The sequence below is a fragment of the Polaribacter sp. IC073 genome (assembly GCF_007997075.1).
Classification (GTDB): domain Bacteria; phylum Bacteroidota; class Bacteroidia; order Flavobacteriales; family Flavobacteriaceae; genus Polaribacter.
Map to the genome: position 1 here is coordinate 118,424 of NZ_VORS01000003.1, position 14,411 is coordinate 132,834.

11 protein-coding genes are annotated in these 14,411 nt (G+C 31.3%); 6 read left to right on the top strand and 5 right to left on the bottom strand.

Features of this window, described 5'->3' with window-relative positions:
- The 4 genes from ES045_RS05770 to ES045_RS05785 are packed head-to-tail and all read right to left on the bottom strand — an operon-like array spanning nt 1 to nt 5,187.
- Nucleotides 1-1,266, bottom strand: coding sequence for a glycosyltransferase family 4 protein (locus ES045_RS05770; RefSeq protein WP_147113797.1), 1,266 nt, complete (start codon nt 1,264-1,266; stop codon nt 1-3).
- Nucleotides 1,263-2,453, bottom strand: a complete 1,191-nt coding sequence (locus ES045_RS05775; protein ID WP_147113800.1) for a glycosyltransferase family 4 protein — start codon at nt 2,451-2,453, stop codon at nt 1,263-1,265. The genes ES045_RS05770 and ES045_RS05775 overlap by 4 nt, the downstream gene beginning before the upstream one ends.
- On the bottom strand, nt 2,450-4,870 hold the full coding sequence (locus ES045_RS05780) for a YfhO family protein (protein ID WP_147113802.1): 2,421 nt from the start codon (nt 4,868-4,870) through the stop codon (nt 2,450-2,452). The genes ES045_RS05775 and ES045_RS05780 overlap by 4 nt, the downstream gene beginning before the upstream one ends.
- Before the next feature lie 44 nt (nt 4,871-4,914).
- A complete protein-coding gene (locus tag ES045_RS05785) occupies nt 4,915-5,187 on the bottom strand; it encodes a DUF4834 family protein (protein WP_147113805.1) in 273 nt (90 codons plus the stop codon).
- Nucleotides 5,188-5,365: 178 nt separating this feature from the next.
- Here ES045_RS05785 and ES045_RS05790 point away from each other — a divergent pair, with 178 nt between their 5' ends.
- The 6 genes from ES045_RS05790 (at nt 5,366) to ES045_RS05815 (ending at nt 11,256) form a co-directional block, all read left to right on the top strand.
- Nucleotides 5,366-6,541 (top strand): transporter, encoded by a 1,176-nt coding sequence (locus ES045_RS05790; protein ID WP_147113808.1) that lies wholly within the window; start codon nt 5,366-5,368, stop codon nt 6,539-6,541.
- Between the two features lie 15 nt (nt 6,542-6,556).
- Nucleotides 6,557-7,678: a GNAT family N-acetyltransferase gene (locus tag ES045_RS05795; RefSeq protein WP_147113811.1), complete on the top strand. Its 1,122-nt coding sequence runs from the start codon at nt 6,557-6,559 to the stop codon at nt 7,676-7,678.
- A gap of 57 nt (nt 7,679-7,735) precedes the next feature.
- The gene (locus ES045_RS05800) at nt 7,736-8,443 is read left to right on the top strand and encodes a 16S rRNA (uracil(1498)-N(3))-methyltransferase (RefSeq protein WP_147113814.1); all 708 of its coding nucleotides are present in this window, start codon (nt 7,736-7,738) and stop codon (nt 8,441-8,443) included.
- A gap of 84 nt (nt 8,444-8,527) precedes the next feature.
- Nucleotides 8,528-9,169: a DUF4159 domain-containing protein gene (locus ES045_RS05805; protein ID WP_147113817.1), complete on the top strand. Its 642-nt coding sequence runs from the start codon at nt 8,528-8,530 to the stop codon at nt 9,167-9,169.
- 71 nt (nt 9,170-9,240) lie between these two features.
- Nucleotides 9,241-10,170, top strand: coding sequence for a bile acid:sodium symporter family protein (locus ES045_RS05810; protein ID WP_147113820.1), 930 nt, complete (start codon nt 9,241-9,243; stop codon nt 10,168-10,170).
- A 3-nt stretch (nt 10,171-10,173) separates the two neighbouring features.
- Complete coding sequence (locus ES045_RS05815; protein WP_147113823.1) at nt 10,174-11,256, top strand: lysophospholipid acyltransferase family protein; 1,083 nt, start codon at nt 10,174-10,176, stop codon at nt 11,254-11,256.
- Between the two features lie 101 nt (nt 11,257-11,357).
- Here ES045_RS05815 and ES045_RS05820 read toward each other — a convergent pair whose 3' ends face one another.
- A complete protein-coding gene (locus tag ES045_RS05820) occupies nt 11,358-14,276 on the bottom strand; it encodes a glycoside hydrolase family 3 N-terminal domain-containing protein (RefSeq protein ID WP_147113826.1) in 2,919 nt (972 codons plus the stop codon).
- Nucleotides 14,277-14,411 lie beyond the last annotated feature (135 nt).

Genomic DNA, 14,411 nt, shown 5'->3' on the forward strand with positions numbered 1-14,411 from the left:
CTACGAATTTAAACTTTTTAATATAAAAGCTAAGTTTTTTGTAAGCTCTTTTCTATGGTATTTTTGAATATTAATAGAACTTACAGTCAATTTATTTGTCTTATATTTTTGATAGATTAGGGATATTTCTAATTTTAACCTCTCTTCATTATCAAAATTCACAACAACACCAGCATTTGTTTCTTCTAAAATTGTAGCCAAATCTCCTATTTCTGGTCCGATTGCTAAAATGGGTCTTTTTGCCGTTAAGTATTCAAATAATTTTCCAGTTAAAATACCTTTGTTATTTTCTACATTAGGAATTAACAATAATAATACTTGCGCTTTTTTCTGATATTCTATTGCCTTATCATGTGAAACATAGCCTAAAAAACGGCTATTTTCTCCTAAATAATTTGATGTTATTGCTTCTTTTACTTCATCTGAAATATCACCAATAAAATTGAGTTGCAAATCCTTTTTGAAGTCTAAATTCTCTGTACAAAGCTCTTTTAATACTTTAAAGAAGAGCTTCGGATTGCTCTGTTTTGGCAACAAACCAATATAAGATATAGAGAATTTTGAGTCTAAAATTATACTTTTAGAAGCTAAAACTTCATCATCAAAACCATTTGTAATTACTTCTACTCTCTTTGCTTTTTGTAAAAATTCTTCCTTTAGAGAATTACTAACCGTAAGTACGCAATCTGCATTTTCTAAAACAGCTGCTTCTAATTTTCGATTCTTATTTTTAGCAAACGAAAGTTGCTTAAAATCTTTATTATAATATAAATTAGACCAAGGATCTCTAAAATCTGCCAACCATTTTATATTATTTTTTTTTTGTAATTTTTGCGCAATTAAATGCATACTATGTGGCGGACCTGTAGAAATTATTACATCAATTTCATTTTTATCTAAATATTTTTGAAGAAATTTTACTGATGGTTGTACCCAAAATATTTTCGGATCTGGAATAAAGAAATTTCCACGAACAAAAGATAGCAGTCCGTTTTTACCAACATTAGAAACTCCTTTTTTCTGTTCCTTATTTTTCTTCCAAAATAAAACAGCTGTAGGTTCCCAGATGGGTTGTTTTAAAATTTCTATGTTTTTAGGAACTTCCTTTAAAAGCGAAATATCTTCTTTCGGGTAACTACCACCATCAACCGTATACACAACAGGTTCTATGTCAAAACCTTGTAAATACTTTACAAACTTTAACCAACGCTGTACGCCAGACCCTCCTGCTGGTGGCCAATAGTATGTAATTATTAAGACTTTCAAATATATAGATTGTTATATAATTTTATCAGTTTTTTAGAGGTTTCTTCCCAACAAAACTCATGCTGTACAAATTCTTTTCCGTTATTTCCTAATTCAATTCTTAGTGGTTTACTTTTATATAAAGCTAAAACTTTATTAGAAAAATCTTTCACATCTTTTTCTTTATGCACCAAACCAGCATCCACTTTTTCAACAAGTCTTTTTTGTGCAATTGCATCACTTACCAATAATGGTTTTGCGAAACTCATGTATTGAAAAATCTTATTTGCATAGGCAACATCGTGCTGTAAATTTCGATGTAACGGAGAAATACAAATTTCACTTGCTAAAATATAAGACTGAAAAAGAGCAACATTTTGCCAACCTTCAAAATCTACAAATGCATCTAATTGCAACTCTTTTACTTGTTGTTTAAGTATTGTATCTGTGGTATTCTTACCAACAATTACTAACTTAACTTCAGGAATCTTGTCTTTTAATTTGGTTAATGCAGCAATTGCGGTTTGTATGCCTCTTCTCAAATGTGTATCTCCTAAATAAAGAATTACGAAGTTGTTTTTATATTTTTCTAGAATCGTTTCATCAACGGTATAGTCTTCAAAAAATGATTTTCTAATGGTGTTTGGTACTAAAACTAATTTTTCTTTTTCTGAAGGTAATCTGGTTGCCAAAGTTTCTAAAAACTCTGGAGAAACGGCTATTACTTTATCTGCTTTTCTTATGAATTCTTCTTCTTTTTGCTTCCACTTTTGTGGCGAAATAATATATTTTCCAGGGAATTTCTGCAAATGAGGATAAAGTTTCATTACTTCTGGCATGTTATCATGCAAGTCTAAAACTACAGGAAGGTTTCTTTTTTTATTGGCATTGTAGACTGCTTCCGCAATTCGAATGTCATGAATATGTAAAGCTTCTATCTTGGTTTCTTTAATAAATTTAGAAATTTTTTGTTGCATTAAAAAAGAATACAAAGGAATTGTATATGCTAACGCAGAAAGTTTGTATTCTAATTTATTAGAAGCATATCTTTTAATTTGAATTCCGTTTATGCTTTCAGATACTTTTTCATCTCCATATTTCAGACAAAAAAGAAAAACTTCATGTCCGTTATGCACTAAAGAAACGGCTTCATTTTCTACTCTAGGATCTGGTGGAAACGGAGCATCTAAAATCATTCCTATTTTCATGATTTTCGCTTCTTCTTTTTCTCATCATAAAAAAACCAACCCACAGAAACAAACAATAACAGTCCGTAAGAAATTAAAGAAACTACTTTTCCTTTTTGAATTACTTCTGGCTCAAACTTGAATTCAATTTTATGCTCTCCTGCGGGAATTTCCATTCCACGTAAAACATAATTTACTCTAAAATGCGGCGTTAATTTACCATCTACATATGCATTCCAACCTTCTTTGTAGTAAATTTCAGAAAAAACAGCAAACTGCGCTTTTTCAGATGTAGACGCATAAGTTATCGATGTAACATCATAATCTGTCAATTGAATGCTTGCCATGGTGTCTTTCTCAATTGAAAAATTAGAAACATTGAAGTTGCTTTCTAAAATAACCGCAGCCCTTTTTGTCTTTAAAGAATCTAACGCAAGTATTTCTTCATTTGCGTTTTTCACAGGAATCAATTTGTTTACAAACCAAACATTGCCGTTTGCTTCATCATTTTGCTGTGCTTGCGGTTTTCCTTTGTCATCTGGCACAATAAAGTACTTTGTATTTAACATGTTTAGAACTTGCATGTTATTCTTCGCTATTTGAAAATCGAATAATTCTTGATAACGCCCTAATTTAGCTGCGTGATAACCACCAATTGAATTGTGAAAATAAGAAGTACTTCCATCATTCATAGGATCTACCGAAAAATTGGCCACTCTATAATGTGTTTTATCTTCTAAAATCATTTTATCTGCTTCAGAAGCTGTAAATGGTTTTTCAATTTTTCTAGCAGATTTAAAATCGTCTGCATTTACGTAATTTTTATTCACAGATACTAAATCGAAAAGTATAAAAACAGTTAATGCAACAATTGTGATAGTTGATTTTAATTTACCTTTTAAAAAGAACCATAAAACACCACCAGATAACAATACTAAAATTAAAGAACGAATGGTGTCTGAAAATAACATTGCTTTTCTATCTGCTATCACTGCATCTAAAAAGCCAGGAATCTCACTGTATTGTTGTGCGTCTCTTAAACCTTCAAACGTACCAAACATGTGTGCTAATGCGAAACCAACAATAATGAATCCGCCAAAGGCAATTACCGCTTTCTTTAAAGCTTCTTGCTTTTCTTTTGCTTCAATTTTAGATGAGAAGAACGCTTTTAAACCTAAAACGCCTAAAACCGGGACACATAATTCTGCAATAACTTGTATGGATGAAACTGCTCTAAATTTATTATATAAAGGAATATAATCAATAAAAAAGTTAGTAACTACCTCAAAATTTCTTCCCCAACTTAAGACGATAGAGAAAATAGTTGCGGCAACTAACCATTGTTTTAATCTTCCTTTTACTAAAAACATTCCTAAGAAAAATAGCAAGAAAATTACGGCGCCAATGTATGCTGGTGCTTCTACAATTGGTTGATCTCCCCAATACGTTAACACTTGTTCAGAATAATCTGCTGCTGCTTTTTTACCAGCTTTTTCTTCTATAAATTTATAAAAATTAGAGTCTTCGCCTAATTCTTCTACCGTTCCTCCGCCCATAAAACGGGGAATAAACAAATTAAAAGTTTCTAATTTTGCGTAACTGTATTGTGTAATGTATGCTTTATCTAATCCTTTTGTAATTTCTTTAGTAGAACCATCTAAATTTATGGTCAACTCAGATTTCCCTCTTGTACTATGATCTGCATACTCTTTCATCGCCATTAAACGTGGTGCATTTGCTCCGATACCCAAAAGAACTGCGGCAATAATTACTGCTGCTTGTTTTATAAAAACCTGAATTTTATTTTCTTTCAGCGCATTTATAAATTCTACAATTCCTAAAATTAACAAACAAAAACCTAAGTAATAGGTCATTTGAATGTGATTCGTATAAATTTCTAAAGCCATTGCCAAACCTGTAACAATAAAACCGAGTACATATTTTCGTTGAAAAATCCAAAGAACTCCTGCTAAAACCAAAGGCATGTATGCTATTGCGTGTGCTTTTGCATTATGTCCTGCACCAAAAATAATAATTAAATAAGTAGAGAAACCAAAGGCCAAAGAACCTAAAATTGCCAATCTCCAATTAACTTTTAGAGCCATCATCAATACAAAAAAGCTTAAAAAGTATAAGAATGTATAATCTGCTGGTCTTGGTAAAAAACGAAGTAATTGGTCTAAACCTCTAACAAGATCATTTGGGTAGTACGCACTAACTTGGTATGCCGGCATTCCGCTAAAAGATGCGCCTGTCCAATAAGGTTCTGCATTATGGTCTGCTCTAAAATCATTAATATCTTTCACCATTCCTCTAAACTGGGTAATGTCTGATTGATTTAATTTTTCTCCTTTTAAAACAGGATGGAAATAAATAATAGCAGCCAATACAAAAATAAGAATAGCAACTAGATAAGGAAATATTTTAGTAAGTTTCAATTTGGTATTGTTTTTTGTTTGTTGATGTATTCAATTAGCGACCATTAATCTATTTCTTCAAAATCTACATATTCACCAACAGATTTTCTACTCTCTTGTTGGTTGTCTGGTTTTTTATCTATAATTGTTTCTCCCACTTTTGCAGAAGATTTTTGTTGCTGTTGCTGTTCTTTTTGCTGTCCGCCATATTGTTGTGCTGCTTTTTTCTTAATTGTTTCTGCAGCTTTTCTCATTAGAAAAGGTGCAAAAAGACGTGCTAAAAACTTAAAAGCATAATAAGATAAAACGAGAAAAAAGATTGTTTTAAGTAAACCCATTTGTAAATAAAATTATTAAATAATATACCAAAAATAACAATTTGAGTACAATTGAAGCGTTATGAATCTATAAAACTTTCTTAAAGGTAAAAAAGAAGCGTTTGGCTTTATAAAATAGCTTTTTTATCCTATGTTTGTGAAGCACGTTAGACTTAAAATGTAAACCCTCTCTTTACCTATGAATGTGAGTAGATTAGACCTTTTTATTGTATTCTTTTTGGTTGGTTATAGTGCAATTTTCGCACAATATACAGACGTAATTAACTCTAATAAACCTGGTTTTTCTGAAAGTCCGTATAGTGTTGGTTCGGGCGTTTATCAATTTGAAAGTAATGTATTTCTAAGAAAAACGAGTATAGAACCTACGTTTTCTAGACCAGAATCTTTCGGTTTAGACTTTATGTTTAGAACAAGTCTGTTCTTAGAGAAATTAGAATTGAATGCTCAAGTAACCTATCAAGAAGATAAAGTTGCATTTAAAAATGTTTTTACTTCTCAATATAGTGTAACCGGATTTAGTAGAATGACAATTGGTGCTAAATACTTAGTATATCAACAAGAATATGAAGACAAAACCAAAGAAGTTAGAAGTTGGAAAAGACGTTATGCGTTTGACAAGAAACGATTGATTCCTTCTGTTGCTGTTTATTTAGGCATGAACACCGATTTTGTAAATGAAATACATAAGACAGGAAGTGTTACACCAAAGGCAGGAATTTTATTACAACACAATCTTACCAGAGATTTTAATGTAATTACCAATCTGTATTATGATAATATTGGTTCTGACTTTGCTGAATACTCTTACATTATTACTGCAACACAAAATTTTAGCGACCGATGGTCTGCTTTTTTTGAGAACCAAATGGTGTTTCAAGAATATCAAAATAATATAAATCTAGGTTTAGGGCTTGCGTATTTATACAGCAAAAATTTTCAACTTAATACTTCTGGAAGATTACTTTTTGAGGGGAAAGCACAAGGTTTTTATGCAGGCTTAGGAGTTTCTTATAGAATTAATAAGCATGAAGATACTTATACAGAGCTAGATGATAATGGACTCAAATTAAAAGATACTCCAATTTCAAAATACAATAAAAGGAAACCAGGTTTCTTTGGTAGAATTTTTAATATTTTCAAAAAGAAAGATAAAAACAGCAGATCTAGACCAAAGAGAAGTAGAAAAACAAGATCTAAAAAGAAAGGTAGCGGTGTATCTGGCTTGTTTGGTAAGAAAAAATCAAAAGAAAAGAAAAAGGAAACCGATATTGAAAAGCTTGAAAGAGAAATAAAAGAGATGGAAGAAGAAATGAAGGAAGAGGGTAAGAAAAAGAAAAAAACTGGTAATAATTAGAATTGATTTTTTAAGATGATTACACTAAAAAAAATAACGAATAAAAAGGAAATGAAGCAATTTGTTACATTTCCTTTTTCATTGTACAAAGACCATAAGTATTGGGTGCCTCCTATTATTAAAGATGAAGTTGATAATTTTGATCCAAAGAAAAACCCTGTTTTTGAGAACGCAGACGCACAGTTTTTTGTTGCTATTAGAGACGGAGAAATTGTTGGTAGAATTGTAGCAATTATTAATTGGTTTGAAGTTGAAAAACAACAAATTAAAAAAATGCGTTTTGGTTGGTTCGATTTTATTGATGACATTGCCGTTTCTAAAATATTATTAGACAAAGTAAAAGAAATCGCCCTAGAGAACAATTTAGAATATTTAGAAGGTCCTGTTGGTTTTAATAATTTAGATAAAACGGGTGTTTTAATTGAAGGGTTCGACCATATAGGAACCATGATTACTTGGTACAATCATCCTTATTACAAAGATCATTTAGAGGAATTAGGTTTTGTAAAGGAGAAAGAATATTTAGAAAATAAATTCAAGTTTAAGAATGTAGATGCTATTTATTTTGATAGAGTTAGTAGCATTATAAAAAGACGTTTTAAGCTAAAAGCATTAGATTTTACAAAGACAAAAGATATTATGCCTTATGTAGATGAAATGTTTGAGGTTTTTGATAAATCCTATTCTAAACTTTCTACTTTTGTTCCTATTTCTGATGCTCAAATTGCCTTTTTTAAGAAGAAATATATAAGTTTCATCAATCCTGAATATATAAAATTTGTAGTTGATGAATACAATAAAGTAGTTGCTTTTGCCATTGTAATGCCTTCTTTTTCTGAAGCTTTACAAAAAGCGAAAGGGAAGTTATTTCCGTTTGGCTTGTTTCATTTATTAAAAGCAAGAAAGCATTCTAAAGATGTTACTTTCTACTTGATTGGTGTGCATCCAGACTATCAAAATAAAGGTGTGCATGCAATCATTTTCGATCAATACACCAAAACGTTTACGCCTTTAGGAATCGAAAATTGCATTAGAACACCAGAGTTAGAAGACAATGAAGCGATTAAAAAATTATGGGAAAATTTTAATCCTGTAACGCATAAAAGAAGAAGGACGTATAAAAAAAGTATCTTGTAATTAAGTTTGAAGTAAACAAAAACTACTCAAGTTTAAAACGCTGATAAAATCTAAAAAATGCAACTATTTTATAATTCAGAAATTTCTACTGAAACACAACAAATAACTTTCGATAAAATTGAGAGCAAACACATTGTGCGTGTTTTAAGAAAAAAAGAAGGCGATATTCTAAAAATCACCAATGGAAAAGGGTATTTATTTGATGCTGAAATTAATTTCGCAAACGATAAAAGATGTTCTGCATTAATTATTAAAGCTGAAGAAAAACCAAAACCTTGGAATTATTATTTACACATTGCAATTGCACCTACAAAGAATAACGACAGAATCGAATGGTTTTTAGAAAAAGCAACAGAAATTGGTATCGATGAAATTACACCAATTATTTGTTCTAATTCAGAACGTAGAATTGTAAAATTAGAACGGTTTGAGAAAATTATGCAGTCTGCAATGAAGCAATCTTTAAAATTTACGTTGCCAAAACTGAATGCTCCTGTAAAATTTAATGCCTTTATCAATCAAGATTTTGAAGGAGAAATTTGTATTGCACATTGCGAGGAACAAGACAAAAACGTGTTACAAACCGTTGTAAAACCTTCAGAAAAAACAACCATTTTAATTGGTCCTGAAGGTGATTTTTCTATTGAGGAAATAAAAAAAGCCTTAGCTAAAAAATGCATCCCTATTTCTTTAGGTGAAAGTAGGTTGCGCACAGAAACGGCTGCTTTAGTTGCTGTAAATATTGTTTCGTTTATCAATCAGTAATTTAGTATCTTGCTTTCAATAACTAAATATCCGTTCGTTTAATTTCTATTTTTCATACAAATGGTATCGAACATTTTTTATTTTATGAAAAAAAATATATTTCTAATCTTTAATTTTATATTTATTATTGTTAACGCACAAGATGTTGCTATCTTAAAATACAATGGCGGTGGGGATTGGTATTCAAATCCTACGGCAATTCCTAATTTGATAGCTTTTGCTAACACTAATATTAAAACAAGTATTTCTAAGAATCCGCAGACAGTAGCAGTTGGCAATGAAGATATTTTTAACTTCCCAATGGTTTTTATGACAGGTCATGGGAACATTTTATTTTCTGATGATGAGATAGAAAACCTTAAAAATTACTTAATTTCTGGCGGATTTTTACACATCTCAGATAATTATGGATTAGATAAATTCATTCGAAAAGAAATACAAAAAGTTTTTCCAAAATTAGAATTTAAAGAAATTCCGAACGATCACCCTATTTATAATCAGACCTTTAAGTTCCCCAACGGAATGCCAAAAATTCATGAACACGATAAAAAAACCGCACAAGGTTTTGGCATTTTCTATGAAGGCAGATTGGTTGTTTTTTACGATTATGAAACCGATTTAAGCGATGGATGGGAAGATGAAATTATACACAACAACCCTAAAAGTGTAAGAGAAAAAGCTTTAAAAATGGGGTGTAACATTATTGAATACGCTTTTAAGAACTAAATAGCAATGTCTTGTTGAACCTAAATTAGCATCTCATCTGCGCTCGACCAGACATTTCAAAATAAAGAAGAATGCAAAACCAAATTGACATAGATTCCATAAAAATAAACTTCGATGCTAGCGGATTGTGGGTTTTAAATATTGCAATTGCCATTATTATGTTTGGTGTCGCTTTGGGTATTTCTATAAATGATTTTAAACGCCTTTTAGAAAAACCTAAAATACTTTTTGTGGGTATTTTATCTCAGTTTATATTGTTACCTGCACTTACTTTTATCGCCATATTAATTATAGAACCGCACCCAAGTTTTGCTTTAGGAATGATGCTAATAGCCGCTTGCCCTGGCGGAAATGTTTCTAATTTTTTTAGTAAAATGGCTGGCGGAAATGCTGCATTATCGGTTAGCTTAACTGCTTTTGCGACCTTAATATGTATTTTCATGACGCCTTTTAACTTGCAGTTTTGGGGAAGTCTTTATGAACCTACAAATGCTATTTTAGAAACAGTAGAATTAAATTGGGTAGATTTATTGAAGTTAGTTTCTTTAATATTAGGAATTCCATTATTTTTTGGAATGCTCATAAAGCACTACCACTCTAAAATGGCAGGAAAAATAGAAAAAGTATTAAAACCTTTATCTATGTTGGTTTTTATCGCACTTATATTTGTTGCTTTCTCACAAAATTTAGACGTATTTTCAAATCATATTCACCACGTTATATTATTGGTGGTTTTTCATAATATTTTTGCGTTTATTCTCGGTTTTTATACTGCTAAAAGTTTTGGATTAAATAAACAAGACACCAAAACCATTGCAATGGAAACGGGTATACAAAATGGAGGCCTGGGTTTACTATTAATCTTTGGTTTCTTTGATGGTTTAGGCGGGATGGCTTTACTAGCAGCTTTCTGGGGAATTTGGGATGTCTTTTCTGGAATTCTTCTAGCAACTTATTGGGGAAGAAAACCACGCAAAAAAAAGACAATAAAATTAGTATAATTTATGATTCAGAAGATTTGGTTTACCCTCGTTTGGAGTTACATGAAATTTGGTTTGTTTTTTTATAGTAAAAAAATAACCGTTTTAGGTAAAGAAAATATACCCAAGAAAGGAGCTGTTCTATTTGCTGTAAATCACCCAAACGGATTGGTAGACCCGTTGTATGTTACCACAACGAATAAGAGACAGAATCATTTTTTAGTACGCGCTGCGTCTTTTAAAAATCCGATTGTTAAAAAAATCTTAGAGTCGCTGTATTTAATGCCTATTTATAGAATTAGAGACGGAATTCAACAGCTTGCAAACAATCAAGAAATTTTTAAAAAATGCCATCATATTCTCAAAAAAGGCGAAACCTTAATGATTTTCCCAGAAGGAAGTCACGATAAAAAAAGAACAATTAGACCTTTAAGCAAAGGTTTTACAAGAATTTTATTTGGAGCTTTAGAAAAACACAAAGATTTAGAAATTACCGTAATTCCTGTAGGAATAACTTACCAACACCCTTCTCACTTTCCTGCAAAAGTTACCATAAATTATGGCAAACCAATTACCACAAGAACTCTTTTTGAAGAAAACTCGTTAGCCAAATCAATTAATATCTTAAAAAATAAAGTAACAGAGCAATTAAAAATAATCTCAGTTCATATTCCTGATGATGAGAAGTACGAAACAATTTTACAAAAACTAAATGATGCTCAGGTAGATTTTACAAAAGTAGACAGCGTAAATGAAATGATTAAAAGCAATTCATTTCCTTCGAAAAAACCTCCCAAGAAAAACGATCTAAAACCGCTTTTATATTTGATTATTTTAAATAGCCTCTTTCCGTTTTTACTCTGGAAAAAAGCTTCTAAAAAAATTGATGAAATTGAATTTATAGACACATTTCGATTTAGTTTAAACCTTTTTATGTGCAGTTTTTTCTACTGTTTACAGGCGTATATTATAAGTGTTTATTATGGGAATCTAGTGGGTTTGTTTTACCTATCTGTTTCTGCTTTGTTAATTTTAATCTACGCAAAACTAGCACCTACAAATGTTAGAAAGTACAGAGATTTTACAGAAGCAGGCAAACAAATTTAGTATCCATCGCTGCATTTGTTTGAGCTCTTTTCTATTTTCTCAAAAAAAAATCGAGTTACTTTCTACTTCACTCAAGACAAACTTCAAGCAGAAAACAGCTTCTAATCTATAATAGCATCTTGAATTACTTGCTGAATTCTAGTTCTCATATTACTGTCAATCAAACCTCGATTATTCATGTTTGGGTACACTCTGTTAGACAAGAAAACATACACCAGGCCGCTTTTTGGATCTGCCCAAGTATAGGTTCCTGTAAAACCAGAATGCCCAAAACTATCGTCTGAAACACAACCACAGGTAGATTTTACACGCGGATTTAATTGTGGCTTATCAAACCCCAAACCTCTTCTTACTTTTTCATCAGAAAAATATCGATGGTTAAATTTATCGATGGTTTCCGATTTTAAATATCGTTTTCCACCATAAAAACCTTTTTGTAAATACATTTGCATAATTTTACCAACATCATTTGCATTGGCAAATAAACCTGCATGCCCACCAACGCCTCCTAACATTGCTGCCCCCATATCGTGCACATAACCTTGTAATAATTGGTTTCTGTAATACGTATCTAATTCTGTGGGTACAATTTCATTTCTAGCAAACTTTTTTAGTGGTAAATACGTTGTTCTGTTTGCTCCTAAAGATTTATAAAACTGTTCATCTACCAATGTTTCTAATGGTTTTTGGTATTTTAGTTCTAATGCTTCTTTAAAAATATAATATCCTAAATCGCTGTATTTATACCCATCGCTTTTTCTTTGATCTGCATCTTTTATGTATTTATAGATACTGTCTTTGTAATTCGTATTGATAAAAAGATTCTCGGCAACCTTAATATTGAATTCATTCGACTTCTTTTTTCTGTAAAACTTTGATAAATTCTCACCTGTAACACTGTCTTGTGTCCCTACATAAAAAGGAATCCACGCTTTTAATTTACCAAAATGAGAAAGCACCTCTTTAACGGTTACTGTTTCTTTATTGGAATTAGAAAAACTTGGTAAAATATCTCTTAGACTTGCAGATAAGGGAATTTTATGTTCCTCTTCTGCCTTCATCATTAAAGGCAAAGAAGCTAATATTTTAGTAAGAGAAGCCAAATCGTAAATATCAGAATTTTGTACTTTTAGTTTCTTATCATGTGTATGATGCCCGTAACTTTTCTCTAAAATTACTTTCCCATTTCTAGCTACAAAAACCTGAAAACCAGGTGCCATTTTTTCACCGATAATAGTACCTGCCATTTCATCTATTAAAGCTAACTTTTTAGAAGACATACCTGCAGCTTCTGGTATTGTGTATTCGAACCTGCTTAAATTAGAACTCATAAGACCTGCACCTTCTTTAAATTCTGTACCAATAGAAACTGGCAATTTTCCTTTTGCTGTAAAAGCACCAAATAACAATTGTGCAGAAGTTTCTTGTGCTAGTTTACTGTTCTGATACGAAACAATTAAACCTTCTATATTTGCAAAACTTTTTATTTGTAACAAACTATACGGACTCGTAAAAACATCTAAAACTACTGCCTTTTCTCGTGCAATTTCTTGCAACCAAACCAACTCTTTATTTGAAAACTTATAACTTTTCCAAGGGTTTAGATTCGATTTATGAAAACCAATAATTACATAATTATAAGGTTTTAATTTTGCCATAAGTCCGTCTAAGTTATTCGCTGAAACAACCTCTACCTTCGTATAATTCTTAAGCATATTTAGATAAGAATCATTTTCTGCATCGCCTAACTTTACATAAGCAATCTTTCTCTTTTCTAAATCTCTAATCGGTAAATTGCTATTAATATTTTTTACTAAAGTTAAAGAGTTTTTTACCAATTCTCTGTGTAACAAATCATCTGTTATCCTATTTAGATCTGCTTCAATATGCTCTAAAACAATTGGTTTGTAATTTTGTAAACCTGCCCAATATTTAGATTTTAAAATCTTTTTTACAGAAAAATCTAAACGTTCTTCTGTTAATGTTTTTGTATTTAATGCCTGTTTAATTATAGCGATTGAAGCTGGCACATCTTGCGGAATCAACAACAAATCATTCCCTGCTTGTATGGCCGCTAAATTTATCTGTGCAGAAGTAGCATAATTACTTGCACCTTTCATATTTAAGCCGTCTGTAATAATTAAGCCCTCAAAACCTAACTTCTCTTGTAATAAATGAGTTACTACATTCTTAGAAAGCGACGTTGGTAAATTAGGATCTGGTTCTAAGCTAGGTATGTTTAAATGTGCCGTCATAACACTTGCCAAACCAACATCAAAGGTTTTTTTGTACGGATACAATTCTATAGAATCTAAGCGCGCTATATCAAAATCTAACAGCGGTAAAGTATGATGAGAATCGGCTGCCGTATCTCCGTGCCCAGGAAAATGTTTCCCGTTTGCTAAAATACCTTCACTTTGCATTCCTTTGATAAACGCAATTGCTTTTTCGGTAACATTTTCTTTACCTTCACCAAAAGAACGATTTCCAATAATCGGATTCTCTGGATTGACATTAATATCTAATACTGGCGCAAAATTGACGTGAATTCCTATTCTTTTAGCATGCTGCCCAAGATGTTTTCCAAATTGCGTTACTAAAGAATCATTGCTAATTGCACCCAAAGTCATGTTCCAAGGAAAACGATACGTGTCTTTTAAACGCATGTCTAAACCCCATTCACCATCAAAACCAATTAACAAAGGCACTTTTGCAGAATCTTGATATCTATTTGTTAATTCCGCCTGTTTTCTGGGCGTTCCTTGCATAAAAATTAAATTACCAACATGGTATTTTGTAATCATTTCAGCAACAAAATCCTCGTGTTTTTCATCTAGATTAGAATAGGCTTGTATCATAAACAACTGTCCTATTTTTTCATCTACAGACATCGCGCTTAAAATACTATCTACCCAAATTTCTTGCGCAACAAAGTCTTTCGTTCTTAACGGATCTAATCTTTGCGCGCCTAAATTGTAGACAATAGCAATTAATAACAGTGATAATATCTTTTTCTTCATGCTAATTTTTCAATTTTTTTTGAGCGTTTTAACAGGCTTTCCACTATATCTTTTTAAATGCTGCTTCAGAAACTACAAGTCTCTAAATTAGAGTAATTGCTTACTAAAACGGATTACTTCGTCATTCTTCCTCAT

Coding starts and splice junctions, on each gene's coding strand:
- ES045_RS05800 (WP_147113814.1), top strand. CDS start 7,736: ATGCAACTATTTTATAATTCAGAAATTTCTACTGAAACACAACAAATA.
- ES045_RS05795 (WP_147113811.1), top strand. CDS start 6,557: ATGATTACACTAAAAAAAATAACGAATAAAAAGGAAATGAAGCAATTT.
- ES045_RS05790 (WP_147113808.1), top strand. CDS start 5,366: ATGAATGTGAGTAGATTAGACCTTTTTATTGTATTCTTTTTGGTTGGT.
- ES045_RS05785 (WP_147113805.1), bottom strand. CDS start 5,187: ATGGGTTTACTTAAAACAATCTTTTTTCTCGTTTTATCTTATTATGCT.
- ES045_RS05810 (WP_147113820.1), top strand. CDS start 9,241: ATGCAAAACCAAATTGACATAGATTCCATAAAAATAAACTTCGATGCT.
- ES045_RS05775 (WP_147113800.1), bottom strand. CDS start 2,453: ATGAAAATAGGAATGATTTTAGATGCTCCGTTTCCACCAGATCCTAGA.
- ES045_RS05815 (WP_147113823.1), top strand. CDS start 10,174: ATGATTCAGAAGATTTGGTTTACCCTCGTTTGGAGTTACATGAAATTT.
- ES045_RS05820 (WP_147113826.1), bottom strand. CDS start 14,276: ATGAAGAAAAAGATATTATCACTGTTATTAATTGCTATTGTCTACAAT.
- ES045_RS05805 (WP_147113817.1), top strand. CDS start 8,528: ATGAAAAAAAATATATTTCTAATCTTTAATTTTATATTTATTATTGTT.